The organism is Bacillus sp. ISL-39 (assembly GCF_018613295.1).
GTDB lineage: Bacteria > Bacillota > Bacilli > Bacillales > Cytobacillaceae > Mesobacillus.
Genome location: NZ_JAGGQM010000002.1, coordinates 295,931 through 322,038, shown reverse-complemented (window position 1 = coordinate 322,038; position 26,108 = coordinate 295,931). Strand labels below are relative to the sequence as shown.

32 protein-coding genes are annotated in these 26,108 nt (G+C 40.8%); 23 read left to right on the top strand and 9 right to left on the bottom strand.

Annotated elements, in window-relative coordinates:
• The 5 genes from J7E37_RS03420 to J7E37_RS03400 all read left to right on the top strand — a co-directional run bounded on the left by J7E37_RS03420 (nt 1) and on the right by J7E37_RS03400 (nt 7,551).
• The gene (locus tag J7E37_RS03420) at nt 1–1,158 is read left to right on the top strand and encodes a homogentisate 1,2-dioxygenase (protein ID WP_215022513.1); all 1,158 of its coding nucleotides are present in this window, start codon (nt 1–3) and stop codon (nt 1,156–1,158) included.
• Nucleotides 1,159–1,743: 585 nt separating this feature from the next.
• Entirely contained in the window at nt 1,744–3,351 is a 1,608-nt protein-coding gene (locus J7E37_RS03415) for a ribonuclease J (RefSeq protein ID WP_251009472.1), read from the top strand.
• Nucleotides 3,352–3,472: 121 nt separating this feature from the next.
• Nucleotides 3,473–3,886 carry an SRPBCC family protein gene (locus J7E37_RS03410; RefSeq protein ID WP_215022511.1) on the top strand — a complete coding sequence of 138 codons (414 nt, stop codon included), beginning with the start codon at nt 3,473–3,475 and terminating at the stop codon, nt 3,884–3,886.
• A gap of 1 nt (nt 3,887) precedes the next feature.
• Entirely contained in the window at nt 3,888–4,214 is a 327-nt protein-coding gene (locus tag J7E37_RS03405; protein ID WP_215022509.1) for an ArsR/SmtB family transcription factor, read from the top strand.
• 154 nt (nt 4,215–4,368) lie between these two features.
• A complete protein-coding gene (locus tag J7E37_RS03400) occupies nt 4,369–7,551 on the top strand; it encodes a DEAD/DEAH box helicase (RefSeq protein ID WP_215022507.1) in 3,183 nt (1,060 codons plus the stop codon).
• 92 nt (nt 7,552–7,643) lie between these two features.
• On the opposite strand, the gene J7E37_RS03395 is transcribed toward J7E37_RS03400, so the two are convergent.
• On the bottom strand, nt 7,644–8,483 hold the full coding sequence (locus tag J7E37_RS03395) for an STAS domain-containing protein (RefSeq protein ID WP_215022505.1): 840 nt from the start codon (nt 8,481–8,483) through the stop codon (nt 7,644–7,646).
• A gap of 326 nt (nt 8,484–8,809) precedes the next feature.
• Here J7E37_RS03395 and J7E37_RS03390 point away from each other — a divergent pair, with 326 nt between their 5' ends.
• Nucleotides 8,810–9,682 (top strand): aminoglycoside 6-adenylyltransferase, encoded by an 873-nt coding sequence (locus tag J7E37_RS03390; protein WP_215022503.1) that lies wholly within the window; start codon nt 8,810–8,812, stop codon nt 9,680–9,682.
• A gap of 44 nt (nt 9,683–9,726) precedes the next feature.
• On the opposite strand, the gene J7E37_RS03385 is transcribed toward J7E37_RS03390, so the two are convergent.
• Both J7E37_RS03385 and J7E37_RS03380 read right to left on the bottom strand, forming a co-directional pair.
• Nucleotides 9,727–11,172, bottom strand: a complete 1,446-nt coding sequence (locus tag J7E37_RS03385) for a zf-HC2 domain-containing protein (RefSeq protein ID WP_215022501.1) — start codon at nt 11,170–11,172, stop codon at nt 9,727–9,729.
• Nucleotides 11,169–11,666: an RNA polymerase sigma factor gene (locus J7E37_RS03380; RefSeq protein ID WP_215022499.1), complete on the bottom strand. Its 498-nt coding sequence runs from the start codon at nt 11,664–11,666 to the stop codon at nt 11,169–11,171. The genes J7E37_RS03385 and J7E37_RS03380 overlap by 4 nt, the downstream gene beginning before the upstream one ends.
• Before the next feature lie 185 nt (nt 11,667–11,851).
• Between J7E37_RS03380 and J7E37_RS03375 the strand changes: the two genes are divergently transcribed.
• Entirely contained in the window at nt 11,852–11,989 is a 138-nt protein-coding gene (locus J7E37_RS03375; RefSeq protein ID WP_215022497.1) for a hypothetical protein, read from the top strand.
• Between the two features lie 206 nt (nt 11,990–12,195).
• Here J7E37_RS03375 and J7E37_RS03370 read toward each other — a convergent pair whose 3' ends face one another.
• Nucleotides 12,196–12,717 (bottom strand): undecaprenyl-diphosphatase, encoded by a 522-nt coding sequence (locus J7E37_RS03370; protein WP_215022495.1) that lies wholly within the window; start codon nt 12,715–12,717, stop codon nt 12,196–12,198.
• Between the two features lie 79 nt (nt 12,718–12,796).
• Between J7E37_RS03370 and J7E37_RS03365 the strand changes: the two genes are divergently transcribed.
• Nucleotides 12,797–13,261: a GyrI-like domain-containing protein gene (locus J7E37_RS03365; RefSeq protein WP_215022493.1), complete on the top strand. Its 465-nt coding sequence runs from the start codon at nt 12,797–12,799 to the stop codon at nt 13,259–13,261.
• Between the two features lie 144 nt (nt 13,262–13,405).
• Here the strand turns inward: J7E37_RS03365 and J7E37_RS03360 are convergent, their stop codons facing one another.
• The gene (locus J7E37_RS03360) at nt 13,406–13,714 is read right to left on the bottom strand and encodes a DUF4257 domain-containing protein (RefSeq protein ID WP_215022491.1); all 309 of its coding nucleotides are present in this window, start codon (nt 13,712–13,714) and stop codon (nt 13,406–13,408) included.
• Between the two features lie 267 nt (nt 13,715–13,981).
• Here J7E37_RS03360 and J7E37_RS03355 point away from each other — a divergent pair, with 267 nt between their 5' ends.
• The 13 genes from J7E37_RS03355 (at nt 13,982) to J7E37_RS03295 (ending at nt 21,300) form a co-directional block, all read left to right on the top strand.
• Nucleotides 13,982–14,419 (top strand): NUDIX hydrolase, encoded by a 438-nt coding sequence (locus tag J7E37_RS03355; RefSeq protein ID WP_214776897.1) that lies wholly within the window; start codon nt 13,982–13,984, stop codon nt 14,417–14,419.
• A 109-nt stretch (nt 14,420–14,528) separates the two neighbouring features.
• A complete protein-coding gene (locus tag J7E37_RS03350) occupies nt 14,529–15,140 on the top strand; it encodes a kinase (protein ID WP_215022489.1) in 612 nt (203 codons plus the stop codon).
• Between the two features lie 23 nt (nt 15,141–15,163).
• A complete protein-coding gene (locus tag J7E37_RS22425; RefSeq protein ID WP_215022488.1) occupies nt 15,164–15,769 on the top strand; it encodes a DUF4253 domain-containing protein in 606 nt (201 codons plus the stop codon).
• 2 nt (nt 15,770–15,771) lie between these two features.
• Nucleotides 15,772–16,107, top strand: a complete 336-nt coding sequence (locus J7E37_RS03340; protein WP_215022487.1) for a hypothetical protein — start codon at nt 15,772–15,774, stop codon at nt 16,105–16,107.
• A gap of 6 nt (nt 16,108–16,113) precedes the next feature.
• The gene (locus tag J7E37_RS03335) at nt 16,114–17,133 is read left to right on the top strand and encodes a DUF2332 domain-containing protein (protein WP_215022486.1); all 1,020 of its coding nucleotides are present in this window, start codon (nt 16,114–16,116) and stop codon (nt 17,131–17,133) included.
• 81 nt (nt 17,134–17,214) lie between these two features.
• Nucleotides 17,215–17,643 carry an ester cyclase gene (locus J7E37_RS03330; RefSeq protein WP_215022485.1) on the top strand — a complete coding sequence of 143 codons (429 nt, stop codon included), beginning with the start codon at nt 17,215–17,217 and terminating at the stop codon, nt 17,641–17,643.
• Nucleotides 17,644–17,654: 11 nt separating this feature from the next.
• A complete protein-coding gene (locus tag J7E37_RS03325) occupies nt 17,655–17,882 on the top strand; it encodes a hypothetical protein (protein ID WP_214776887.1) in 228 nt (75 codons plus the stop codon).
• A 51-nt stretch (nt 17,883–17,933) separates the two neighbouring features.
• Nucleotides 17,934–18,395, top strand: a complete 462-nt coding sequence (locus J7E37_RS03320) for a GNAT family N-acetyltransferase (RefSeq protein WP_214776885.1) — start codon at nt 17,934–17,936, stop codon at nt 18,393–18,395.
• Between the two features lie 111 nt (nt 18,396–18,506).
• Nucleotides 18,507–19,106, top strand: coding sequence for a hypothetical protein (locus tag J7E37_RS03315; protein WP_215022484.1), 600 nt, complete (start codon nt 18,507–18,509; stop codon nt 19,104–19,106).
• Nucleotides 19,099–19,656: a ribonuclease FAU-1 family protein gene (locus J7E37_RS03310; RefSeq protein WP_215022483.1), complete on the top strand. Its 558-nt coding sequence runs from the start codon at nt 19,099–19,101 to the stop codon at nt 19,654–19,656. The genes J7E37_RS03315 and J7E37_RS03310 overlap by 8 nt, the downstream gene beginning before the upstream one ends.
• Before the next feature lie 22 nt (nt 19,657–19,678).
• Entirely contained in the window at nt 19,679–20,563 is an 885-nt protein-coding gene (locus J7E37_RS03305; RefSeq protein WP_215022481.1) for a DUF2268 domain-containing putative Zn-dependent protease, read from the top strand.
• A complete protein-coding gene (locus J7E37_RS03300; protein ID WP_215022479.1) occupies nt 20,544–20,885 on the top strand; it encodes a hypothetical protein in 342 nt (113 codons plus the stop codon). Before J7E37_RS03305 ends, J7E37_RS03300 begins: the two co-directional genes overlap by 20 nt.
• 1 nt (nt 20,886) lies before the next feature.
• Nucleotides 20,887–21,300, top strand: a complete 414-nt coding sequence (locus tag J7E37_RS03295; RefSeq protein WP_215022477.1) for a hypothetical protein — start codon at nt 20,887–20,889, stop codon at nt 21,298–21,300.
• Between the two features lie 122 nt (nt 21,301–21,422).
• Here J7E37_RS03295 and J7E37_RS03290 read toward each other — a convergent pair whose 3' ends face one another.
• Together J7E37_RS03290 and J7E37_RS03285 are read right to left on the bottom strand one after the other, a co-directional pair.
• Nucleotides 21,423–21,959 (bottom strand): GNAT family N-acetyltransferase, encoded by a 537-nt coding sequence (locus tag J7E37_RS03290; RefSeq protein WP_215022475.1) that lies wholly within the window; start codon nt 21,957–21,959, stop codon nt 21,423–21,425.
• The gene (locus J7E37_RS03285) at nt 21,946–22,479 is read right to left on the bottom strand and encodes a hypothetical protein (protein ID WP_215022473.1); all 534 of its coding nucleotides are present in this window, start codon (nt 22,477–22,479) and stop codon (nt 21,946–21,948) included. Before J7E37_RS03285 ends, J7E37_RS03290 begins: the two co-directional genes overlap by 14 nt.
• 171 nt (nt 22,480–22,650) lie before the next feature.
• On the opposite strand from J7E37_RS03285, the gene J7E37_RS03280 reads away from it, so the two are divergent.
• Complete coding sequence (locus J7E37_RS03280; RefSeq protein WP_215022470.1) at nt 22,651–24,579, top strand: ATP-dependent DNA helicase; 1,929 nt, start codon at nt 22,651–22,653, stop codon at nt 24,577–24,579.
• Nucleotides 24,580–24,623: 44 nt separating this feature from the next.
• On the opposite strand, the gene J7E37_RS03275 is transcribed toward J7E37_RS03280, so the two are convergent.
• Nucleotides 24,624–24,824, bottom strand: a complete 201-nt coding sequence (locus J7E37_RS03275; RefSeq protein WP_214776865.1) for a hypothetical protein — start codon at nt 24,822–24,824, stop codon at nt 24,624–24,626.
• 174 nt (nt 24,825–24,998) lie between these two features.
• Nucleotides 24,999–25,622 (bottom strand): transcriptional repressor LexA, encoded by a 624-nt coding sequence (lexA, locus tag J7E37_RS03270; protein ID WP_023614724.1) that lies wholly within the window; start codon nt 25,620–25,622, stop codon nt 24,999–25,001.
• Between the two features lie 154 nt (nt 25,623–25,776).
• On the opposite strand from lexA, the gene yneA reads away from it, so the two are divergent.
• Nucleotides 25,777–26,091 carry a cell division suppressor protein YneA gene (gene yneA / locus J7E37_RS03265; RefSeq protein WP_214776863.1) on the top strand — a complete coding sequence of 105 codons (315 nt, stop codon included), beginning with the start codon at nt 25,777–25,779 and terminating at the stop codon, nt 26,089–26,091.
• The last annotated feature ends 17 nt before the right edge of the window (nt 26,092–26,108 follow it).

Genomic DNA, 26,108 nt, shown 5'->3' with positions numbered 1-26,108 from the left:
ATGTATTACCGTCAGCTGGGGGAAATCCCAAAGAAACGCCATACCATTTTTAAAAAGGAAGACGGTTCGCTTTTTCGCGAGCAGGTAATGGGAACCAAAGGTTTTTCCGGCACACAGTCAATCCTTTATCATCACCATATGCCGACAGAGGTAGTGAAAAGTGAATTGATCGGCAGCTACATGCCTGAATATGAAGATCAAGAATCATTGAACCATCGGCACTTCCTGACCGACCAGATTACGAAAACGGGGGATGCTTTAAGTGGAAGGGAATATATTCTCGGTAATGACGACCTCCTGATTGGATACGCGAATATCACTGAAACGATGAAGCAATTTTACCGCAATGGTGATGGAGATGAAATGTTCTTTTTCCATCATGGATCCGGCAAGGTGGAAACGATGTTTGGAACTATAAACTACCGTCCTGGTGATTATGTCGTCATTCCAATTGGAACGATGCATCGTGTAGTGCCTGGAAATGCAGAAATGACCAAAGCGTTAATTGTTGAATCGTTTAGCCAGATCACGACTCCTCGACGGTACCGCAATGAGTATGGACAGCTGCTCGAGCACAGCCCATTCTGTGAACGTGATATCCGCGGGCCGGAAACGTTGGAAACCTTCTCTGAAAAAGGGGAGCATGAGGTGATCACCAAGACGCGCGGCCATCTGCATCGTCACGTGTTGAACCACCACCCGCTTGATGTTGTCGGCTGGGATGGCTATCTGTATCCGTGGGCGTTCAATATCGAGGACTTCGAGCCAATCACCGGCCGAATCCATCAGCCGCCGCCTGTCCACCAGACATTCGAAGGCCATAATTATGTGGTATGTTCCTTCGTGCCAAGGCTTTACGATTATCATCCTGAAGCGATTCCGGCACCATATTACCACAGCAACGTCAACAGTGACGAACTGCTGTACTATGTGGAAGGAAACTTTATGAGCCGAAAGGGAATCAAAGAAGGCTCGATTACATTACACCCTAGCGGAATTCCGCACGGACCGCATCCGGGCAAAACGGAAGCAAGCATCGGCAAAAAAGAAACTTTAGAGCTTGCCGTCATGATCGATACATTCCGGCCGCTGAAAACGGTGAAGAAAGCCAAGGGCATCGAAGACGACCAGTATATGTATACCTGGATCGAAAAATAAGTGAAGAAGGCCAATTCGCTGAAGAGCGGGTTGGTTTTTTTGTTGAGAAACTGGAAAAAATCGATGATTTTTTCCAGTTCGCCAATAAAATTTTATTTTCGCTAAAAAACTTGTGAAAATCGCCAATAAAATTAATTTTTCGCTAAAAAACTTGTGAAAATCGCCAATAAAATTAATTTTTCGCCAATAAACATGTGAAAACCGCTAATAAAATAAGGCTCTTTTCTCAAACTTTGTTGCTATTGACTACAAAATAGGATTGAATGGCCTATTTTTATTCGAAAAGTTTCCTCTTTTGTGAGAAAAGAGCATGCAAACTAAATACCGACCTGCAAAATGGCTTTCATTACGTTAAAATCGGCTTTAGCATTTTAACAACAATCTTTACGAAATAAAATAAAAAAATCGCCAATAAAATTGTCAGGATGCTGTTTTGAGGGTATATAAATGATGTATTTTTCCCAACTCAGTCAAATAATCGGAAAATCAATTGGCAATACTAACAAAATCGACTACGGATTAGGAGGATATGACGTGACTTTATCTATATTTGCCTTAGGCGGCATCAATGAAATCGGGAAAAACATGTATGTTGTCCAGTATGAAGATGATATTTTTGTGATTGACTGTGGAGGGAAGTTTCCAGATGAGAGTTTATTGGGGATTGATTTGATTATCCCGGAAATGACATATCTTGAAGAAAATAGAGAAAAAATCCGCGGCTTGATTGTCACTCATGGACATGAGGACCATATCGGCGGTGTCCCTTATTTTTTCAAGAAGCTGAAAGCACCGGTTTATGCAACAAATTTCACTCTCGGTTTAATCGAGCTGAAACTGAGTGAACATAAGCTTTTAAGAGGAACTGAACTCAACACAATCAATTCAGATTCAGTATTGGATTTCGGAAAGGTGAAGGTTTCTTTCTTCAAAGTGAGCCACAGCATCCCGGATTGCATGGGGATAGTTTTCCATACGCCTGAAGGGAATGTTGTCCATACCGGAGACTTCAAATTCGACCTGACGCCGGCTAATGATGAACAATCTGAAATTCATAAGATGGCGAAAATCGGAACAGATGGTGTTCTTGCTCTGTTATCAGAAAGCACGAATGCTGAACGTACTGGTTTGACGCCATCAGAAAGAATGGTGGCCAGCCATCTTGAAGAAGCCTTCATGAAAGCGGAAGGTAAAATCTTTGTTTCGACTTTTGCCTCTAACGTGAACCGGGTTCAGCAGGTTGTTGAGGCAGCAATCAAGACGGACAGGAAGCTTGCTTTGCTTGGCAGGAGTATGGTCAATGTAGTCGATGTGGCGATCGAAAGAGGGTACTTGAATGTTCCTGAAGGAATGCTGATACAACCAAATGTAGTCGACCAACTGGATCCACATAAAGTTGCCATCCTGTGCACTGGCAGCCAGGGAGAGCCAATGGCCGCGCTTTCCCGCCTCTCAACAGGAAACTATCGCGATGTTTCGGTATATCCAGGAGATACCGTCATCATGGCGGCATCCCCGATTCCCGGGAATGAAAAGGATGTATCCAAGATCATCGATAATTTGTTCAAGCTCGGCGCGAAAGTCATTTACGGCTCCGGCAGCACTACCGGCATGCATGTTTCCGGACATGGATACCAGGAAGATCTCAAGCTGATGCTGACTTTGATGCAGCCTAAGTATTTCATCCCGATTCATGGGGAATACAGGATGCTGCATCACCACCGCTTGCTGGCGGAATCTGTTGGTGTAGAAAAAGGAAATACATTTATCGTTAAAAATGGTGATATCGTTGACATTGAAAATGGTGAAGCGCGCCAGACACGAAATATTCCAGCAGGTGATACCTATGTCGATGGAGTAAGTGTCGGGGATGTCGGAGAAATCGTACTAAGGGACAGAAAGCAGCTATCGGAGGACGGAATGCTGGTTATTGTCCTTACATTAAGCAAAGCTGAACGGAAAATCATTTCCGGGCCCGATACAATCTCAAGAGGTTTTGTTTTTGTGAAAAACTCCGAGGACCTGATGAGAGACGTAAACAATCTTGTGACGAAAACAGTGACGGAACTTCAAGAAGATAATGTCCATCGCTGGAATGTCATTAAGCAAGGGATTAAAAAAGCAGTCGGCCAGCATATCTTCCAAAAAACAAGAAGAAGGCCGATGATCTTGCCGATTATTATTGAGATTTAATTCCATAGTGGACCAGGTACTCACTTTGTGCCTGGTCCATTCTGTTGACATGACACTAAAAGGTGTTATATATTAAGAAAGTGACACCAAATAGTGTTATTTAACCTATGGAGGGCAAAACATGGATGCACAAAGAGAAATCCGTAAAACAATCATTCTAAATGCACCAATCGAAAAAGTATGGAAAGCAGTCGCGACATCTGAAGGGATTACTGCCTGGTGGATGCCGAACACATTTGAACCGGAGCTTGGCAAAGAGTTCATCCTCCACGCAGGTCCTTTTGGAGATTCACCATGCAAGGTAACGGAATTGGATCCGCCGAATCGTCTGGGCTTTGATTGGGGGCAGGATTGGCACCTTCTATTTGAACTGAAGGAGCTGGAAGGAAAGACTGAGTTCACATTAATCCACTCCGGTTGGGACCCTGATAAGGTCACTGAGTTTGGCCAGCCTCATAATGTTATCCAGGGAATCATGGATAATGGCTGGGACAAAATCGTTAACGAAGCACTTCCAGCCTACATCGAGGGCTAACATGTCAGCTTCACATGCAAAACATGATGTTTTCCAGGCTGTTGCAGACCCTACTCGCCGGAAAATACTGAAGCTTCTCGCAGACAAGGAGATGCCGGTTGCGTCCATAACCGAAAAATTTCCGATTACGAGGACGGCTGTAAACAAGCACTTATTTGTACTTTCTGAAGCAGGTTTGGTAACCAGTAAAAAAATTGGACGTGAAACGCGCTATTCATTACAGCCAGAACCGCTTCAGGAATTGCAGGAATGGCTTTCGTTTTTCGAGATATATTGGGATAACAAACTATCAGCATTGAGAAATTTCGTGGAATCGGATGATGACTAAGTTCCGGGTGTCCTGGATGGAAGCTTACTCTTCTATTTTAGAACTTCGAGCATGGAGAATTCTCCATGCTTTTTGTATTCCTGCTTAACAAATGTGGAGATAAGGTCTACACTATTAATTATTGATTACCGCATCTTCGAGGAAGGAGCAGGCCATGGATCTCAAACTAAATCTAAAAGTCATCAAGGAATTATGCGGTACTGTTTCCTTCAAGCGTGGGGATGCGTTTTACCGTGCGGATAAAGTAGAATTCAAAGACTACAATGATAAAAGGCTGAATGCAACAGTTACAGGGGCGGATGTATTCCATGTCATTGTCACGAAAACCGGTGATGGCCGTTTCACAACGGAGTGCACTTGTCCGAAGCTTGCTTCTGTCAAACATGAATGCCAACATGTAGCCGCGGTCCTGCTGGCGATTTTGGATGAGCAAAAGCATGGGTCATCACAAGCACTTAAGAATATTGATCATCCAGGAAGTGAGCTGGCTGAAGGGCTGCTGACCATTTTCAGTGAAGGGCCACGAAGAACAAGCGGGCACCAGCTCCATTTTGAAACAAGAAAATCCTTGAATACAATATTCAAAATCGAGCCAGTTGAAACAAGCGATCAGCAAATGATGCTTGGGGTTTCGATAAGTATTGGGCCAATCGAAATCGTGGATATTCCCGGATTCCTGATGAGTGTTGCGAATCGGGAGTCAGCATCGCTATCTGATTTATTCACCTATGATCCTAAGCTTCATTGTTTTCATAATGATATTGATTCAATCATTAATATACTTATCCAAATTGTCCAGGACTCAGAATTATTGATCGATAGCAATAATAACTCCTCTGTCATAATCATTCCGCCATCCTTTTGGCACCAGCTACTGCAGCTGCTGGAACAGGCTCCGGATGTTAAGTTGAAAGAGCATGGCCAGGTCACCGGGCTGTTTTCGGTTTCCAACGATAGTCTTCCGCTTTTGTTCAATTTTGAGAAAGTTACGGAGAAAGACTATTCCTTAAAAATTGCCGGAATCTCTGATCTGATCGTCCTTCATAAATATGACCTCGTTTGGTCGAAAGCCCGGTTAATCCAGCTCAGTACCGAGGATTGCAGCAGATTATTTGAACTGAAAAATATGCTTGCCCAATCAAGAACGGATAGCATACCGATTTTACAGGATCAAATGGGTTTCTTTGTCGAAAAAGTCATACCAGGCCTGCGCCGGATTGGGGAGGTTCAAATTGACGGCGATATAACGAAACAATTTTTAACAGAACCGTTGGCCGCAAAGCTGTACCTTGATCGCGTGAATAACCGGTTACTTGCAGGGATTGAATTCCAGTATGGAAAAATCGTTTTCAATCCGCTTGAGGAAAGGGAACCCAAAGTGAATTCTCTGCTAATCAGGGACATGGCAAAGGAGGATCTGATTCTGGACTTGTTGGATGAAGGTTCATTCGCAAAAACGGATGGCGGTTATTTTTTGCATAACGAAGAGCTGGAATATGAATTTTTGTATCACCTCTTGCCGAAGCTGCAAAAGCTTGTACAGGTATATGCTACGACAGCTGTCAGAAGTCGTATTTTCAGGGAGCCTGCCCGACCGCAAATACGTGTCAAGGTGAAAAAAGAGCGGACAAACTGGCTTGAATTCAAGTTTGAAATGGAGGGGATTCCTGAAAAACAGATCAGGGATATCCTCGAAGCGCTTGAGGAAAAGCGGAAGTATTATCGTTTACGCAATGGTGCACTTATGTCTCTGGAAACGAGGGAATGGGAGGAAATCCAGCGTTTCTTAAAAGCTGGGCCAATCCAGGATGAAGATTTTGAGAAAGGGTTGAATGTTCCGATTGTCCGGGGGATGCAAATGCTGGAATCATTCGAGGATGGATCTGTTCTTAAATTAGAGGATTCATTCCGCAGTTTTCTGGAGGAAATAAGCACCCCTGGAAAAGTAAAATTTGAGGTCCCGGATAACCTGGATCCGATATTGCGTGAATACCAGAAACAAGGTTACCAATGGATGAAAACTCTCGCTAGTTATGGATTTGGCGGTATCCTGGCAGATGATATGGGACTTGGTAAAACACTGCAAAGTATCACGTATATTGCATCAGAACTAGCCAATGTAAGGGACAGGCAACAGCCGGTGCTGATTGTCTGTCCATCTTCGCTCGTTTATAACTGGCTCAGTGAATTCCTGAAATTCACTTCTGAGATTCAGGCAGTCATCATCGACGGCAATAAGGAGGAGCGTGCCAAACTGCTAAATGATGCTGCGGGTATTGATGTGGTCATTACCTCTTATATGCTGCTGCGAAGGGATATTCACCTGTACGAAAAAATCAAATTCCACACTGTGTTTTTCGATGAAGCACAGGCATTCAAAAATCCGTTGACTCAAACAGCAAAAGCTGTGATGAACATACAGGCAAACCATCGCTTTGCGCTGACCGGTACGCCGATTGAAAACTCAACAGAGGAATTATGGTCTATTTTCAGAGTCGTGTTCCCTGAGTTGTTCCAGGGGTTGAAGGAATTCAGTAATCTGACAAGCAAAGCCATCGCCCGCAGGATTCGCCCATTTTTACTGAGAAGGGTAAAGGAAGAAGTGCTTGGTGAGCTTCCAGAAAAAATTGAATCAATCGATAGAGTGGAGTTGCTGCCTGAACAGAAAAAGCTTTATGCTGCGTATCTGGCAAAACTTCGCCATCAAACGCTGAAGCAGCTGGATAAGAATACAATCAGAAAGAACCGGATCAAAATTCTGGCTGGCCTCACACGATTAAGGCAAATATGCTGCCATCCAGCTTTGTTCGTAGACGGATACAAGGGCGACTCGGCAAAGCTGGAACAGCTGAAACAAATCATCGAGGAATCCAGGTTTGCCGGAAGAAGAGTTCTCATATTCTCACAGTTCACGAAAATGCTCGACTTGATTGGCAGGGAATTGGCATATGAGGGCATTCCGTTTTTTTACCTGGACGGACAGACACCTCCTGAAGAGCGAGTGGAAACGTGCGAAAAGTTTAATGCCGGAGAACGGGACTTTTTCCTGATTTCCTTAAAAGCCGGAGGCACAGGCTTGAATCTGACTGGAGCTGATACAGTAATTCTTTATGATCTATGGTGGAATCCGGCTGTCGAGGAACAGGCCGCGGACCGTGCCCATCGAATGGGACAGAAAAATAAAGTCCAGGTCATCAAATTGATTGCCAGAGGTACAATCGAAGAAAAGATGAACGAGCTCCAGGATAAAAAGCGGAACATGATTGAAGAAATTATCGAAGAGAAAAGCTCAGCTTCACTGACAGAAGAAGATATCCGTGAAATTTTACAGATTTAGCTTTAGTTGAACTAAATAGGATATCGAAGAGTCCCAGCTCGTATAATAGCCAACAGGAAAGCCCCTATGTGACGAATAGGGGCTTTTCTTCATTATTTTGTTACTTCGTTATCCAGATAGGATCTCAATGTTTGCTGTAACGTACCTTTGGTTTCTGCTTTTTGATCAAAAGTGATTCCTGCATGTATCATTTTTCTAACAAGCTCGGGACTCATTCCGGTAATGACAGCGTTTGAACCCATCATCGACACGCCGCTCAAGACTTTTTGGAAATGGGAGATCACGTTCATTTCCATCTCAGCAATTCCTGAAAGATCGATAATCAATGTTTGGACTTTCAGCTTTGAAATATCCATAAGTACCTTCTCTTCGATAATTTGCATTCTGTAGTCATCCATCATACCGATTAGAGGAAGTACAGCAACAGAACTGCTGACTGGAATAATCGGGACTGATAAGTGTTCAACCAATTTCCTCTGCGAGTTAAGCAGTTCATCTTTGTACTTTGTATAAGTCAGGAAGAATGTATTTAGGAATTGGTCAACTCGGTCATTGATCCTTTTCTCAAGCTGGAAGAATTCCTCACGATCAGAAAATCGGTTATATGTTTGATCATATTTGTTTAGGAAGTGCCACAAAGTTCGGCGAATGGCCTGAATCCATTCCAACTTGAAAGCAACAGTCAACGAATGTTCAGCCCAGGCAATCCCTTCTTGTTCAGCAAAAGCAACCAGATTCTCTTCCTGCTGCTCCACTATGTAGACAATTAACTTTTCAGCGTTCTTTAAAAGGTTGATATTTCCTTTTTGAAGAATCTCATTAATCTTCGAAGCTACATTCACCGCTTCTGATAATAAGTGTTGTTCGAAAAGTTCCCTATTGGATTGAATGAAATCGGTCACTTCATCTCTTTGGTTAAAAGTTGATTCCATTTTTTTTGCACTCCCCAGCAAATTTATTTAACACTATCTAGATAGGTTTAAGTCTCCTTAATTTAACTGTAGCAAAGTGAACTCTAATAATCCAATATTAGACAGCCTGATATTCATTTTTTTGCAGGATATATGCTCAGGAAAACGAATAAATTATTTAGAATATATTTTAGGATTCATCATTTAGCAAGATGAAGGAGGGAAAAATGGGGTGGTTCATCATTGTCATTACGGCTTACTTACCGAAATTTATCGGATTCATCGCCGTCTGGATTTTCTGAAAAAAGAGGTCGAGCGCTTAAGCAAGGAAAAGGAAGTTGTATAACATGAAACAAGAACAAGAGATGATTGGCCAGCTTCTTTATTGGGCCGGCCAAAATGCAAATATCCGGACTGTGCTGATGACAAGTTCCCGAGCAAATCCACATGCGTTCACCGATCTGTTCACCGATTTTGATTTCGAGATTTTCGTGAAGGATTTAGATGGTTTTACCGAGGACGATGGATGGCTTGATCAATTTGGTTCTCTCATAAAAAAAGTGGTTTTGGAGGATGGCAATTGGCGAACGAGACTAGTCCTATACGAAGATGGAACAAAGATAGATTTTCAGATTACGACGAATGATTTTGTTAAACACCTTGCTGCCATGACTGTACTGCCAAAAAAATATGACAATGGCTATAAAGTCTTGTTAGATAAGGATGGAATTACAAAAGGAATCCCGGCCCCTTCTTATCAATCATATATAACAAAGAAGCCGTCAGCGGAAAAATTCGCCGATATTATCAATAGTTTTTGGGGAGATACCGCATACGTCGCGAACAGCCTCTGGCGAGATGAACTTTATTTTACAAAATACATGCTTGATAATGTCATACGATTCCATTATCTCCAGCCGGTTATTGAATGGCATCTTGGAGTAAAGCATGAATGGAGCGTAAATCCTAATAAGTTCGGGCGATGGTTCAAACGTTATCTGGATTCAGAAACATGGGCAGAACTGGAAGGGACTTACGCAGGACCAGGGAATGAGGAGAACTGGGAGGCTCTTTTCCGGACAGCAGACCTTTTCAGCCGCCTGTCACAGGAAGTCGGGAAGAGTTTGGGTTATGAGTACCCAATGGAATATGAGCAGAAAATGAGGATGTACTTGATAAAGGTGAAAGATTTGCCGCAGGATGCTAAAAGTTTTACATAGTATAAAGACTGCCTGTGTATAATCGCAAGGCAGTCTTTTACATATTAAAAATGATCTAAATATATTTTCTCTTCGAGACCTGTTTTTGCGGATATAAATTTTCCCTCGTCAAAGTACTGCAAATCCGGTTCCATGTAAACCAATTCAAAATTTCCAGTTAAAGCTGAGTAAATGACAACAGCTTTTTTGTCACCAGTTTTGTCAGATGAAGCTTGGAGGTTGACTGCATCCAGTTGTTCGAAGGAAGGAACATCGGGATTGTGGTGAAAGCTCTCGAGTTCGCCGTTCCTGGCATTAAGGTTAAGAATAGTTTCGGTTTCAAAAGGTGTATACAATGTATAACCTTGAACTTTTGGCACAGCTTTGAAGCTATAAACCTTGTATCTAGAATCATTAGCTGAGGAGTTAAAATTAAAGCCTAAGGAAACGAGTTCAAGATTTATATCTTTTCCGTAAATTTTTTCTAGATATAACCTAGCTTTTTTTTCGGCTTCTTCCTGATTCATGATTGGTCCATCGGTTAGCGGGCCAGTATCTCCAAAATATTCAGTGATTTGGCCGGTGACTGCATCGATCTCTCCGCCATAGCCATTTTTATTCTCAAAACGATAGACATATATATCATTTACCGGGCTTACTTTTTCCAATTCAAATTCATCTTGCTCAATTTCCAGAGAGTCGGAAATTCGGCTTTTTAATTCCGGTTCCTTCAGGGGCTCGACCTGATCAGCCATCTTATGAAAACGAGTATAACTGTAGGTTAATAAGTTTACGTTTTCATAAAACTTATCCATCTCCTTAACATCTAAAATGTGAAGATATGAGCTGTAGCCATGGTGGGTTTTTTCATAGTCTTCCCTAAAATCTTGCCTGTGACTTTGTAAATATTCTTTTAGCGCCTGGTATGCTGTTTCATCCGTTTCAGACCACCTGCCCTGGTTAAAGCGGGTTTTCATCACTTCAAGCATCGCATTCAGTCTTTGAGTATTCAGGATGAGAAAGAATTCTGTTGAATTTTTATTGTACTCTTCGATAAAATTCATATGATCTGTAAGTTTATTATTATATTCAAAGAAACGATTCATTTCATAAGAGTCAAAATTGATTTGGTCTTTGTTTTTCACTACATCAATTACTCTGTCCATTTGCCCGAGAACATCATAATAGCCATCGGTAGCCATGAACAATTGTTCTCGCTCATTGATGTAATCGGTAAATACCATGGAAAAAAGGATGCCGGCAAGAACGACAGAAATGAGCCTTAAACGATTCAGTTTCATTTTTAAAATGATTTTATCATCAAGGGCTTTTGATACAGCCGGCTCTACCATGTCATTTATTTGGATTGTCTTTTCGCCAGTTTCGTAAAACTTCTTGCACGCCTCACATTCCTCCAGATGTCCTTCAACTGCTGTTTTCACAGAAGGGGTTAAGTCATTTTCTATATATAACGGATATAGATCCTGGACCACTTCATGTTCCAATTTCATTCTCCATCCTCCAATTGCTTGTAGAGTTCTTTGAATTTTTTTCTGGCCCGGTACAAGCCAACCTTTACCTGGCCAATTGTTTCGTTTGTGATCTCGGCAACTTCTTCATAAGTAAGATCGTTCACATCCCGTAAAATGATATACGTTCTGTAATTTTCAGGCAGCTGCAATAACGTCAGCTCAATTGCATTCTGGTCATCTAAACGTTTGAATTGATCGGGCTGCTGAACTAAGTGCTGGTCAATCTTATCTGATTGAAGCTCCATGCTGGTTTGTTTCTTCTTGCTGAAATTGATATATGTGTTTCTTGCAATTTTAAAAAGCCATGTTTTTAATGAGGACTCACCGCGGAAGCTGGAAAGTGACTGAAAGGCCTTCAAAAATGTATCCTGGGTAAGATCTTCAGCAATATGCTGATTTAACGTCGAACGGTATAGGTACAAGAAAATCATATTCTTATATTTTTCGTATAATTCAATCCTCGGGTCTGACATTCCATCCCCCTCTCTAGAAAACATAGACAGTTAGCATTACCAAAAGTTACACATTATTTTATTTTTTTTAGAAAAGTGAGTTGAGAATTTAAAACCAGATGGTAAAATTAGCTAAAAGTGTATCTGCACTTAATAATAACATCGGTACAGAATGAATGTTTTGCAGAAGGACAGGGGGATTTTTTATGAAATTGACCTTAAGGCCTATAGCTAAGGATAGTTGGGAAGAGGCAATACAGGTAAAGGTTAAGGAAACTTCAGACAGGTTTGCGGTCAAAAGAGAAAAAGCTGTCAGAAGAATGGCCAACTTCAGACAGGCTTGACTCATCAAACGATGAAAAGCTGTCAAAAGAAAGTCCAACTTCAGACAGTTTGCGGACAACCGATGAAAAGCTGTCAAAAGAGAATCGAACTTCAAACACTTTCGGGGTCAACCTTAGTAATGTCAGCAATCATTCCAAATCAACGTTCCAATTGAACTTTTGTTTAAAAAAAGGAAACACTTTTCCCATAATGCCAAACGCAGTAATTACCTGATTCCTGGTTTGTCTCCAAATATCCGGTATGAAATGATTCTTGTGACAAAACTTGCCAGCGATCCGATAAGTGCACTTCCAATAATATCAGAAGGGTAATGGTGACCGACCCAAATCCGGGAAAAACCAGTTAGAGCAGACAACCACGTCATCAATATTCCTAACTTGCGATGGAACATCAGTAATGTAGTGGAAGCGGCAAAGGCCAGAATAGTGTGCTTACTCGGGAAGGATGAATCATTTTTTGAAGGAATCAGAATACCAACCCGTCTTTTCTTGAAGGGCCGAGGTCTATAGTAAAAGATTTTAATGAAAAATTGAATGACTAAACTGATAAAAACAGAACTCCCTGTTTCAATGGCAATCCGCTTGTTGCGTCGGTTCTTAAAAAGAAGTAAGGCTGTTATAAGAATATAGACATAACGGATCCGATTAGAGACGAATATCATTAATAAATCCACTGGCCTATTATGGCCGGAAAATCTGGTAATCAACTGGAAAAGATTAAGGTCCATAAAGTTTCTCCTTATATTTTTAACCTTACTTTTCCCTGGCTGGTTCTAAAAATGTACAAATAAAGGAGGAGATTAATAAATGGAAGCAAAGGTTGTAAAAAAAGAAGCATTCAAGGCTATAGGAGTGAAATGGGTCGGCACTTTTGAACAGGCAGCCAAAGGAGAAATTAAAGTATTTCACAAGAAGTTTCTAAATAGCAAGAACCAAATAAAGTATGCTGTAAATGCTGAAAATATTATTGGTCTGTCTTATGACAACACAGAAAATGGCTTTACCTATTATCTGGCACTGGAAGTTGAAGAGGCGACAGCTATCCCTGAAGGAATGGAAATCATCTCGGTTCCTGCCTGTACATATGCCATAACTGAGTATAAGGGGGCAGCGGTTTCTGAAGCTTATACAGGCTTGTATACATGGATAAAACAAAATGAATATACTTTAAGACAGAGTGATTTAGAGCATTTGGAAGAGTATCCAGGGAGTTTTGATCCGGTTACTGATGTACCGGAGCTTAAAATCAATATTCCGATTAAGGGGATTTAAACGAGGGCTTTATTAGGGGATGAAGAGGGGCAAATTAAAATTTTCCCAAGTTCATTTTCATCAAAAAAAAAACAAGCACTTTGGAAGCTGCTTGACCAATGGCGTTAGCAAACTTCTTTCTCTCAGGCTGAGGTGTTGGTATTTTCATTTGCCAATATCCTCCCCACCCTGGTTGCCGCTTCCTATTCGAAATAATTCAAGTCCTCTTAGTAAGGCATCACCCCCGAAACCAGCCATGATGGACATCAAAAAGACTCTAAGCAGTGAATCAGCTTCGGATGATACCACCAAAAGTGCGGCGGCTAGTGATCCTGTGAGGATTTCTTCCATGAAACCCAGGTAAATGAATTTTTTAGTCCTTCTCGGCATGATGATCTTGCCTCTTTTTCTAACATGAGCTGTCAGTCCAACAAATCCACCGATGAGCATTGCGAAAATAACGTTTTCTAACATGTTCATCACTCTCCTAAAGTCCAGATTTTTGTTGGTTCTACCTTAGCTAACTCTAGGTGTATTACTATTATACAAGTAGTAACAGTGGAAAAGTATGCGTAAATTTATCGAATTTTCAGTAAATTTAAATGGTAAAAACTATGTGTAACTTTTTGGTAAAATTTATTAAAAGGGACCTTTTAAAAAAGTTACAGGCCTTTTGTCATAAAGATTGTATTTAATTGAGTGTATCGGAAATGGAGAAGAGTAATTGGAGGGAGATCACAAATGTTTGTTCTTAATGTCGAAGGTGCGGTGTACAGAGAGGGAAAGTGGCTTATCATTGAACGGAGTACCAAAGAGGAACACGCAGGAGGACTCCTTTCGCTTGTTGGAGGAACGGTAGAAAACGAAGGATTCTCAACAGGTTTGCTTGAGCGAACTTTGAGACGGGAGCTCTTTGAGGAAGTGGGCATCACCATAAAGGATGATGTTAAATATGTACGCAATTCTTCATTTGTTCTCCCGGATGGAAGGGTAGTACTCGATGTTGTATTTTATTGTGAAATTGCCGGTGGCGAACCATACCCAAAAAGCAAGGATGAAGTTGAAGCAGTTTTTTGGATGACAGCAGCAGAAGTTTTTGCTCACGCAAAGGCTCCTATTTGGCTAAAGGAAAGCATTGAAGAGGCTGATATTCAAAATAATAAAATTGAACTCAAATGACGATTCCGCCTTTTCCAGGTGGTTTTTTTTTTTACCTGAAAAAGGGGATATGTGTAAGTTTAGCGAATAAGTAAGTGTATTTTTTTACTTTGAAAAGTGGGGTTGCAGAATGAACGCTGAAGAGGAGTTATTGAGGCAGGTTTTTTCGGTACTATACACAAATAAACGATGTATTTTAGGTATAGATGGTCTTAGCAGGGCAGGAAAAACAACTTTTGTGAAGAGAATCGCTTCAATGCTTACGGAAAAGGAAATTGAAAGTACAGTCATTCACTTGGACGACCATATTGTAGGGCGGTCGAAAAGGTATAATACCGGCCAGGAGGAGTGGCAGGAGTATTATAACTTACAGTGGGATGTAGAGTCTCTGGTGAAATCCTTATTTGAAAACTTGATTCATTCAGATGAAATTGAACTCCCATATTATGATAATGAGACGGACCAACATGTTAATAGAACGCTGAATCTGGCTTTAAAAAAAGTAATAATCGTAGAAGGGATTTTCCTCCAGAGAGAGGAATGGAGAGCATTTATTGATTACACCGTTTTTATAGACTGTCCACGAGATGTAAGGTTTGCGAGGGAAAGCAGTCAAACTCAACTGAACATTGAAAAATTCAGAAACAGATACTGGAAAGCAGAGGACTACTACATGGAAAAGCTTCGTCCCGCAGAAAAAGCTGACCTAGTTATCCCTTATTCTCAATTGATGAACGATTAACAAAGAATTGCAGGTGAAGAGAAGTGAATTGGAAAAAGCTTTTAAGTTTTGGCAAAAGTAAGGAAAATAAAATCAATATTGAGAAATGCGGAATCTCAGAAGAGGCAATGACAATTGTCAAAAGAAATTCGGATGGTAAATTGCATCCTTTTTACAAAGGAGATTTGTATACTGAGAAGCGTGTTGAAATTGCAGGGATTTACGTGGATGCCAAACAGGCAGAAGCGGAACTGCTGGTTTTAAAACTAAGGGAGGAACTTATGGCAATAAACTATTTGGCTTTTATTTGCGATTCCGAACGTGAAAAAATCGGCATTATCCCTGGTTCAGACCAGTTTGAGATCCTGCAGCTCCAGCAGACGAATGGGGATAATTATAATATAAGCAACGAAAGGGTTATATCTAAACTAAGGGAATGGCATAGTAGCCATCCGATCACCGTAATTGGTGCGGACTACGATTGGGTGGAAGCGAATTTTGATGTTTTACCTGAAGGCAAAGAGCTAAAAACACTGGCAAGAGAAATTGCTGAATTCTGTCCTGATATCGTGGAACAGGGAACAGGAAGCGTTAATGGATTAATTGAAGCGATCACAGAAACAAAAAAAATGGATTTATGGTGGGACTGAAAATGCTAGAAAAAGTGCTGCGGGACAGATTGGTATGGATATCCATTTTTATTGGCTGGATAGGCGTTACAGTTACTCCTTTTTTTGATTCTGTCATTGTAACCCCTGATTATGATTTGACAAAGCATAGACTTGGGCTCCCTCTGCCGATTATTGAACAGAACACCTGGTTGTCACCCTTGGAGGATGCTTTCCCGTTTGAATTGGGATTAGTGAGTCCGCTGGAGAATCCTACGAAGGTATTAATAGGGAACTATTTATTCCTTGTTGTGGCAGCTGTGTGTGCTGTTTATGTGATTCTTTTAGGTATTGTGTCTTTATGTAGAAGGGTTCGGTGATGTTTGATGTCTAATGATCTCTCTATGAAATTCAGGAGATTTGCGGTTCATGAATGCAGGGAATCAAGTCCGTTATATGAGTTTCTTTCTTTAAAAATTGCTGAAGACGGAGAGATGCTGGAACTTGCATCTTCGGCAAAGAATGGGCAGCCTGTGCCCAATTTGTTTTTTGGAGCGGTGCACTATTTAATATTGAAAGGGTTTAAGCATAGACTGTCTGCTTTTTATCCTAGCATAACAAATCATCCAGGAAAGGCAGAAAATGCTTACCCTGCTTTTGTGGACTTTTGCCAGAAATATTCTTATGAGATTATTGGTTTGTTAAAAAATAAAATCGTCCAGACCAACGAAGTAGGACGGTGTTCATATCTTTATCCAGTATTCAGCCATATATATCAAATAACTAAAAAGCCATTGGCATTACTCGAAATCGGAACCAGTGCAGGTTTGCAACTATTCATGAATCAATACAGTTATTCTTATGGAACTGGAGAGATATATGGGAATCCATATTCTGAAGTTCATCTTTCCTCAGTAATTAAAGGGGGAAAGACGCTGTTGCAACAAATGAATCACCCTGAAGTGGCAACAAGGATTGGAATCGACTTGCATATAAATGATGTTAGAAATACAGAGGATTACTTATGGCTAAAGGCATTGATCTGGCCAGAACACGGTGAAAGACGGGAGATATTTGAAAAAGCGGCAAGCTATGTGAGCAATCAATCTTTAAGGTTAATAGAGGGGGATGGCGTCGAACTAATCAGATCCCTGGCAACCGAAATCCCGGAAGAACAAGTGATTTGTTTATTTCATACCCATGTGGCCAATCAAATGCCCGTCGAGACCAAGGAAAAGCTTCTGGAGCACATAAAAGAAATTGGAGAACGAAGGGCAATTTTTCATATATACAATAATATTTACGATGCAAAGCTTCATCTGGATTATTATCTCGATGGAATAGAAAGCTTGAACACAATCGGGGAAACAGAAGGCCATGGCCGCTGGTTCAGCCTGGAGTTTTAACTAAATTGGATGGCGGTGATTTAATGAAAACATCGGTGGCCTTTGGCTGCTAAACTAATAACTATGATCAGGAGTGGGGATATGATTAGCGATGATAAGAGATTGCTAGCTGAAAGATGGTTCGGAGAATATTTTACACAGGGGAATCTTGGTGTGATTGAGGAACTGACCACTGAGGATTTTGTTTACCATTCGCGAAACGGTGAAAACTCACGGGAATCAATGGTTGATTTCATGAAATGGTATCAATCCGTTTTTCATGAAGATGAATGGGTGCTGGAGGATTTGATTGAACAGGGCAATAAGCTGGTAGTGCGTTACACCGGCTGGATGACCTATAAAGGTGGCTGGTTTGATATTCCGTCAGAAAACCAACGGGTAAAAGAGACTGGTATCATGATCTTCATATTTGATGGCAGCAAGGTAAAAGAAATGTGGTGTGAGAATAGCGATGCGGGTATTTTATATGATTTAGGGGCATTGAAGAAAAACACTCATGAAGTATTTTAGGAGGGTGAGGAATGGCTGGAACAGTATTTTGGTTTCTGGTTGCAGGATTTGTCGTTCTGTTTATTTGGGGCTTGATGAGTAAATCCAGGAAGCTTCTTATTATAAGTGGATTGGCAATTACCCTGCCGTCCCTATATTTTCTGGGCGCGGAGAATGGATTCAGGCTGTTAGCACTAGTTCCGTTGCTTCCCTTCGGATTTAGTTATTTTTTTGCGAAACAAAAGAAGAACAGCAGATAGATGGAGAGCAGGATTTCACCTGCAGATAACATTTTCTATGCGGAGGAAAATATGAAAATTCGATTAGCCAATAAAAGGGACATTGAGCAGTTAATAAAGATGAGATGGGACTTTACGCTCGAAGACTACCCAGAAATGGGGGAAGGTGTGGAGTTTAGCTCGTTTGAAAATGAATGCAGAAGGTTTCTTGGAACCGCGATAGATAGCAGCAAGTGGTTTGTTTGGGTAGCTGAGAAAAACGGGCAAATCATTTCCCATATTTATGTTGAGTTGATCCAAAAGGTTCCTCGTCCAGGCAGGGTCACACATCCGTTTGCCTATATGACAAATGTATATACTGTTCCTGAATATAGGGGAAAAGGAACTGGCAGCAAGCTGCTATCACGTGTTAATGAATGGGCCGAGGAAAAGAAGCTTGAATTCATCATTGTTTGGCCCAGCGATACTAGCAATGCGTTTTATGGGAGAAACGGCTACACACATAGTACAGAACCAATGGAACGGCATTTTTAAAGACGATTGTTCATAAGAATAACATTTATTTACATTAATGTTCAGATAATTTGAAACCTTCTATCCTGATAAACGTATTACCGTATATATTGGGAAAAGGAGGAAATGGTTATGCCTCGCTTAAGTTTCAATACAGAGAATACAACTAATATAATCCTCGTTACAGCAATTATTTTAATTATCAGCAGTTTGTTCATGCCACTAGTTTTTGTTTATTTTATACAGGATTATCTTTACCTGTCAGCCGATAAATGGTTTTATGATACTCCGCCATCGGCTTATATACTTTTCATGATTGGTATGCTATGGATCTCGGTAACCTTATTCCTGTATTTATTTCTTGATTGGAAGTTTGATTGGAAAGGCGTAAAGTGGATTTCATTTCTCTTAATGTTAGGCTGCATTCCATTTTTTATGTTCGGCGTGTCGAACTATTATTACCTTGATGACAAGGGAATGCACTTTAATGAACATACAACGTTCAATACAATCAATTCTTATTATTGGGAGGATATGATGGAAGCGAAAGAGATCTTCGTGAAGAACAATGGAGTAACAGTAGTAGACCATTTAAATTTGGTGACAAAATCTGGAGAAGTGATTGAACTGCCTTATAACAGCAAGGTTCGGAACAACAGATACAAAATCATGGAGAAACTGCAAGAAAACAATATCACCCTAACCAATAATATGGGAGATTTATATGAATGATTTCAACTTAAAAAGAAAATACGGTGACCGAGCAGACTGGCTTCGTGTGGTTCAGAGAGAATTCATTCAGGACTATTTTAATGAAGAACGCTTTAAGGGCTACGTTACCTTATTAAAGGTCATCAAAGTGACCGATCCATTAGAACTCGAATATGGGGATCAAAAGATTTGCATTGTAGATGAAGGTTATACCTGGCTGCAGCATTTCCCTGAGGGGTCACGCCATTCCGTGACAACCATGTATAATGCTGCAGGAGAGATTGTCCAATGGTATATCGATATATGTTATCGCATTGGCATTGAAAATAGCCGTCCATGGATGGATGATCTTTTTTTGGATATCATTATCCTTCCTTCCGGAGAAGTGTTTTACAAAGATGCTGATGAACTAGAGTTGGCCTTATCCTCTGGTACTATAGATGAAGAGCTATATAAAATTGCAACCTCTGAGGCTATCTCAATAGAAAAACAAATCGAAGCAAATGAATTTGAATTGCTTCATTTATCTAAGGTGCATAAAGAATTTTTGGAACGGAAAATGAGCAGTTAGTGAAATGGTGAGGAGCGAATTTGTGTTGGACCATATTGAAGTTCAGGATTTTAGACAAAGGTTTTTAAGCTTTTATAAAAAAGCAATAGAAACGGAAGTGGATTCAGAAGAAAGATGGAAACTATGGAAGGAGCATTATGGCTTTGCGGCTGTTCCTCCTGGTACGGAAGGAGAGAAGTTAGCAAGACAGCTCCTGGATAATTGTTGGGAACAGTATGAACAGCATATTGATGACATCATTTCGTGGAATCCGGATCAGGCTGCAATAAAGGATAAGTTAGGGGAAGTAAAACAAGTTTTAGGATTTAAAGATGATATTACCTTATTGCTGCTGTTCTTTGTTGGCAATTTTGAAGGGAATGCCTTCATTGCTCCTACTGAGGACGGGAACATGGCTTTATGCTTCCCAATTGAGACTCAGTCAAATAGAGATTCCGAGATTCTTATTTACCATGAATTAGCGCATGTCGTACACTTTCATAAAGCTGACATCAGTACAAATTGGGAGCGGACAATTGCATCAACGATCCTCCAGGAAGGGATAGCGATACATACAAGCAGGGTTCTTGTACCGGGAAGGAATCTTGTTGAGTATACCGGAAATGACGATCAATGGTTAACATTATGCAATGAGAAAGAATTAGAGATTCTGTCAGGGGCCATTCCTTTTCTGGAGAAGAGCGATTCCGAATCTGTTTTTCGATTTACAGCAGGCGAGGGGACATGCGGATTCCAAAACGAGGCTTATTATATAGGCTGGAAGCTGGTAGAGCATCTTTTGGAAAAAGGAATGTCATTGATTGATTTAGCAGGCTTCCATGAGCCGGCTTTACCAGGATTTGTTGCAACTCACCTAAATCAATATGTAGAGAGTAAATGGTCGGATTATGTATATCAAGATATATAGATATCGTTTAAAGCCGGGCAGGGAGCAAGAATACCTCGAGATACAAAAAGAAGCAGAGCGGATTTATTCGCATTTCATACAGAAGCAGACTTTGTTTTTGCAAAGCAGCGAAGATAGGGAAGTTTGGCAGAAAATACATATCTATCAGGATAAGAAGTGCTATACTGACACTGTTTTTTTAATAGACCAACAGCCTGAAATCCAGGTTTTGTACAAACGGTTCCTTGAAGTGATCACCTCAATTGAGGAAATGTCTGAAGAAAACTATCAGCTGATTGACTTGCAGGAAAAAACTTTGAATGCGAGAAGGTCTGGAGATTAAGATGAAACATACTATTGGATTATTTATTTTAATTTTGCTCATTACAGGCTGCAGTACTAATTTTGAACCAGAGCTCACAAGGATAGACGTGCAAAAAATTAATGAAGATGGTCTGAAAGACGGTGAAGAAAGAATCATAGCCTCAAGGGAGAAACTGCAAACTTTAGAACAGGCATTTGAACGTATCAAGTGGTCACCAAAGACGGAAGCAGAAATGGCAAGGAAAGAGGATGTAATTGCCATCTTTTTCATCCAGGAAGAGAAGAATATGCCAGAAAGATTATATCATTATCGAATCTGGTTTGAAGGTGAAACGGCCACTATTATCAGCGACAAAGAAAATGAGGGTTATGGACGGTTAACAGATAAAGAACAGGTCGAGGTTCTTGAATCTGAATTTTTGCCTGAGGGGTAGGGTTTTAGAATTCTACCAGATAGATGGGGGTTCATTCAAATATTCAAACAGGCAACAATCAATTCGAAAACAGAAATAAAAAGTGAGGGAGCAGTTCTACCCTCACTTTCTTATGCTTTCAACTAACTTACAGCATGAAAGGCAGGCGGATACTCTATTTTCCCCTGTAATCCCGTTAATGAGTCTTTCTTTAGCTCAAGAGCCATAAATACTTCCTCAGGCACAGGGAAAGGGGGAAGTATTCCAAATTGGCTTGTCGGCGAAAAGCCAAAACGAGGGTAAAAATTCGGGTGCCCAAGGACAAGTACATGTTCATATCCTAAATCCTTGCATGCTTTAATCCCTTCCTTGACCAAGTCAGAACCGATTCCGCTATTTTGGTAATTTGGTTTCACTGCCATAGGTGCAAGACCTAAAGTAGCGACAGTTCCTTCGTCGGTAACAAGGTGGATGACACTGAAAAGGATATGTCCGATAATTTCACCGTCATCCTTAACCGCTACAAGGCTCAAGTTAGAGATAAAATGTTCCGACTCTCTTATAAGTTCAACCAAAGAAGCTTCATTTTCTCCATTGTTAAAAGCCAAAACATTTAATTCCCTTATACCTGTAACATCACCGGTGTTTTCTGGGCGGATGATATAATTAGCGTTTTTCATATTCCTTATACTCCTTCCATACGAGGTTGGATGTCATGGATTCTGAATTCGTAAATTCCCTATAATAACGGCTTTCATTTTCACCAGAAATAGAGTCAATTTCTTTTAATAATGGAATGAGAAATTTCAGGTCTTTGTTTATTTGCTCTTCATTCTGTTTATAGTCGCTGCCGTTCTTTATATTAATGGCCAATTCGCGGTACTGATTTCCAAGGGAATCTAGCACGTCTCCAATCATTGATATTTTACCGTTCATCATATAATATTGTCTGCTTAATATCGTTATTTCTCCAATGTGGGCCGCTATAGTGAATTCACCTTCTTTTTCTTGCACATTTTTGATCCAGATGTTTGGGTCGCCATCACTTTCCAAGAGAGAAATAGAGCCCCGTACTGTGCGTTGAAAGTCATGCCCCAATTGACTCTCAAATTCTGCGATTCTGTTGTACTGGTAAATTGTAATGAAAATAAGTAAAGCAATGACGGCAAAATTCAGGTAGATAATTCGTCTCGCTTTCATGGGAAACGCCCCTTAACACAATTTAGGATTATTTTAACAGTGAATTCCTAATAATGGAATTAGCATTTTTACCTAAATTTAATATTTCAATTTCTTTCACTAAATGACTGGTTATCTGTTATGATAAAAGCTGGCTTTTTGCCGGAATCAATATTTTTGAGGAGAACCTGAATGAAAACTAACCTTCCATTTACCATTACCAAGAATGATACGTTCTTTGATTTATTAGGAGATTATATTGGTGATGTCTTTTATGATATATTGCCTGAAAAGGGCTATGAACTACGTGATGAACAGATTTATATGGCCTTCCAGGTGGAGCAGGCCTTTAAGAATAAAGGAATTGTTTTTGCAGAAGCGGGCGTCGGTACCGGCAAGACATTCGTCTATCTTATTTATGCCATTCTATACGCAAGATATATGGGAAAGCCGGCGATTGTCTCTTGCTCGGATGAGACACTGATTGAGCAGCTCGTGAAAGAGGGCGGCGATATCGAAAAACTTGAAAAGGCGTTAGGGTTGAAGGTCGATGTCCGATTGGCAAAAGCGAGAGAACAGTATGTGTGCGTGAAGAAGCTTGACGACCTTTCAAACACGTCGAATGAAAAAGAAATTCTGGACGTCCATGACCAGCTGCCAGATTTCATCTTTGATGAAGGGGTCTCAATGAATTCATTCACTCGTTATGGAGACCGAAAGGAATATCCATGGGTCACGAATGAAAAATGGGCTTCAATGTCCTGGGATCCACTTCAGCAATGCTCAACATGCAGCTGGCGCCATCGCTGCGGCCAAACCTTGAACCGAGATTATTATCGTCATGCGGGCGATTTGATCATTTGTTCTCATGATTTTTATATGGAGCATGTGTGGACAAAAGAATCTCGTAAACGGGAAGGGCAGATGCCATTGCTTCCAGACGCAAGTACGGTGATATTTGACGAAGGCCACTTGCTTGAGTTCGCGGCGCAAAAGGGATTAACATACCGGTTCAACTCTCAAACTTTGACCACTGTCCTGACAGGATATATGCACCAGGACGTCCGGGAAGAATCTCTTTATTTAATCGAGGATATTCTGGAGCTCCATGATACATGGTTTGACCTTTTGGTTGAAAATTCCTCGGCAATAGAAGGGTCTAATCGAAAAGAAGTACCGATGCTATCAAGTATCAGGAAAACTGCCGAAACTCTGGAGAAAAAGGTTACCGATTTAATGGACCAGCTGGTTTTTGATGCCGAAATGTTCCTGATTGACGAATACCATTTAAAAATCATGGAAGAATATCTTGAGTTTTTCGCCTATGGTCTATCGATTTTCCTTAAGAACGACGAAGGGATATTCTGGCTGGAAGAGAATGAAGTACAAACATCGCTGGTCATCATGCCTCGACTCGTTGAGGATATTTTGAAAAAAGAAGTATTTTCACAAAACATCCCATTTGTATTTTCTTCTGCTACATTGTCCCAGGGAGGAGACTTCAGCTATATAGCGAAAAGCCTGGGCATCGAAAAATATTCCTCCTTTACTGTCGCATCCCCATTTGACTATGAAGAGCAAATGGAACTGGTAGCACACACTGAGGATGATGAAATAAAGAAATGGGACAATATAGGAGAAGACCTTAGATCCAGTAATGGCAGCTCGCTTGTTCTGTTCTCGTCCCCTCAAGAGATGGAACGATTCCGGGCATGGACTGAAAATCAAGAATGGAGTTTCCCTATCTTGTTTGAGGGAGACCGTGAAATCAGTGAAACCGTGAAGGGTTTCCAGAATGACATCGCAACCGTTCTATGTTCATACAGCCTGTGGGAAGGATTGGATGTACCGGGTGAGTCATTGATTCAAGTCATCATTTCGTCATTGCCATTCCCGCCTCATGACCCAGTCTTCCAGGCGAAAAGAAAGCATGCGGATAATCCAGCTGCAGAGGTCGATATACCATATATGCTGCTCCGCTTAAGACAGGGAATGGGCCGCTTGATCAGAAGCAACCAGGATAGCGGAACAGTACATGTATGGCTTACCACTAATCAAAAAGCAGCTTACCTTGTAGAATTAAAAGGTGTGCTGCCTGTTCAAAATATTCATTGGAAATAGAAAAATCCCGAAAGGACCAACCTTTCGGGATTTTCTTTTTCAAATTAGTATCTGCAGCACTTTTTGTGGCGGCGGTCACGATCGTCATCCCGATCATCCCTGGCGCCTGCTACTAAGTCCTCGATTATACAACGGCGCACAGCACGGCAGAGATCATCAAAATCAACAGTTGCCCTGACTTTGTCTCTGTCCCGGTGAGGGAAAAACAAGCCAGCTACATCATTTTCATTACGATTGTATCCCATTAGAAACTCAACTCCTTTCCATCATGAAAGATACTTACACAATATCTTATGTGGAGAGGGACAAGTTGTCAGGGTCTCTACCTATTTTTCTTATAAATGTGCTAGTTTCATACAGATCCAGTTAAAAAGTTTAGTAGATAGATAGAAAAAAGCAAGCGGGGGCCGCTTGCTTTTTTAATGCATATGGCGATATACACCGATCACTTTACCAAGAATCGACACATTTCGAAGGATAATTGGATCCATTGTAGGATTTTCCGGCTGCAGCCTGAAGTAATCCTTTTCCTTGAAGAAGCGCTTCACTGTTGCTTCATCGTCTTCAGTCATCGCTACAACAATATCTCCATTATTAGCAGTCTTTTGCTGTTTGACAATAACATAGTCGCCATCAAGGATGCCCGCTTCAATCATACTGTCACCCATGATTTCCAGCATGAAAACCTGCTCATCATGCGGAACGAGGCGATCAGGTAGAGGGAAGTATTCTTCAACATTTTCAATGGCGGTAATTGGCATACCGGCTGTTACTTTACCGACAACAGGGACATTCACCACTTTATATTTAGGGATACGGCTATCCTCTTCTATTTCGAGAATTTCAATTGCACGCGGCTTTGTAGGATCGCGTCGGATCAAGCCTTTGCTTTCAAGTCTTGCAAGGTGTCCATGGACAGTGGAGCTGGAAGCAAGTCCGACAGCCTCACCTATTTCGCGTACGGATGGCGGATACCCTTTTTTCTTGACTTCGCCTTTTATGAACTCAAATATATCTTGTTGCCGCTTCGATAACTTTGTCATATTCACGCACCTCGTATATTTTCTTGTCCTAATTATACCATGTCTTTTTCATAGATACAAACATAAGTTCGAATTTTTGAGTTGACACAAAACAAATGTTCGACTTATAATGAGAATAGTTAACCGAACATACATTCGTCAAGGGGTGCCGATAATGAAAAAACTATGGGAAAACTATTCATATGCAATAATCCTGCTTGCTGTCAGCTTAATCTTTTCATTCGTCGCAAAAGCACAGTTAAATAATGAAGATGCGTACATAACTGTTACTATAGAAGAAGGGCAATCACTATGGGAGATTGCTGAATCATTTGCCAGTGAACATAGTCTTTCTGAAAATGAATTCGTAAGCTGGGTAGTAAAAGAAAACGGGATTATAGGGGAAACAATCCTTCCGGGCGATGAGCTGGTAATCCCTGTTGAGGCTGAAAAGATTGAACCTACACAGATTGCTGATGCGGAAAGATAGAAATGGAAATAAGGTGA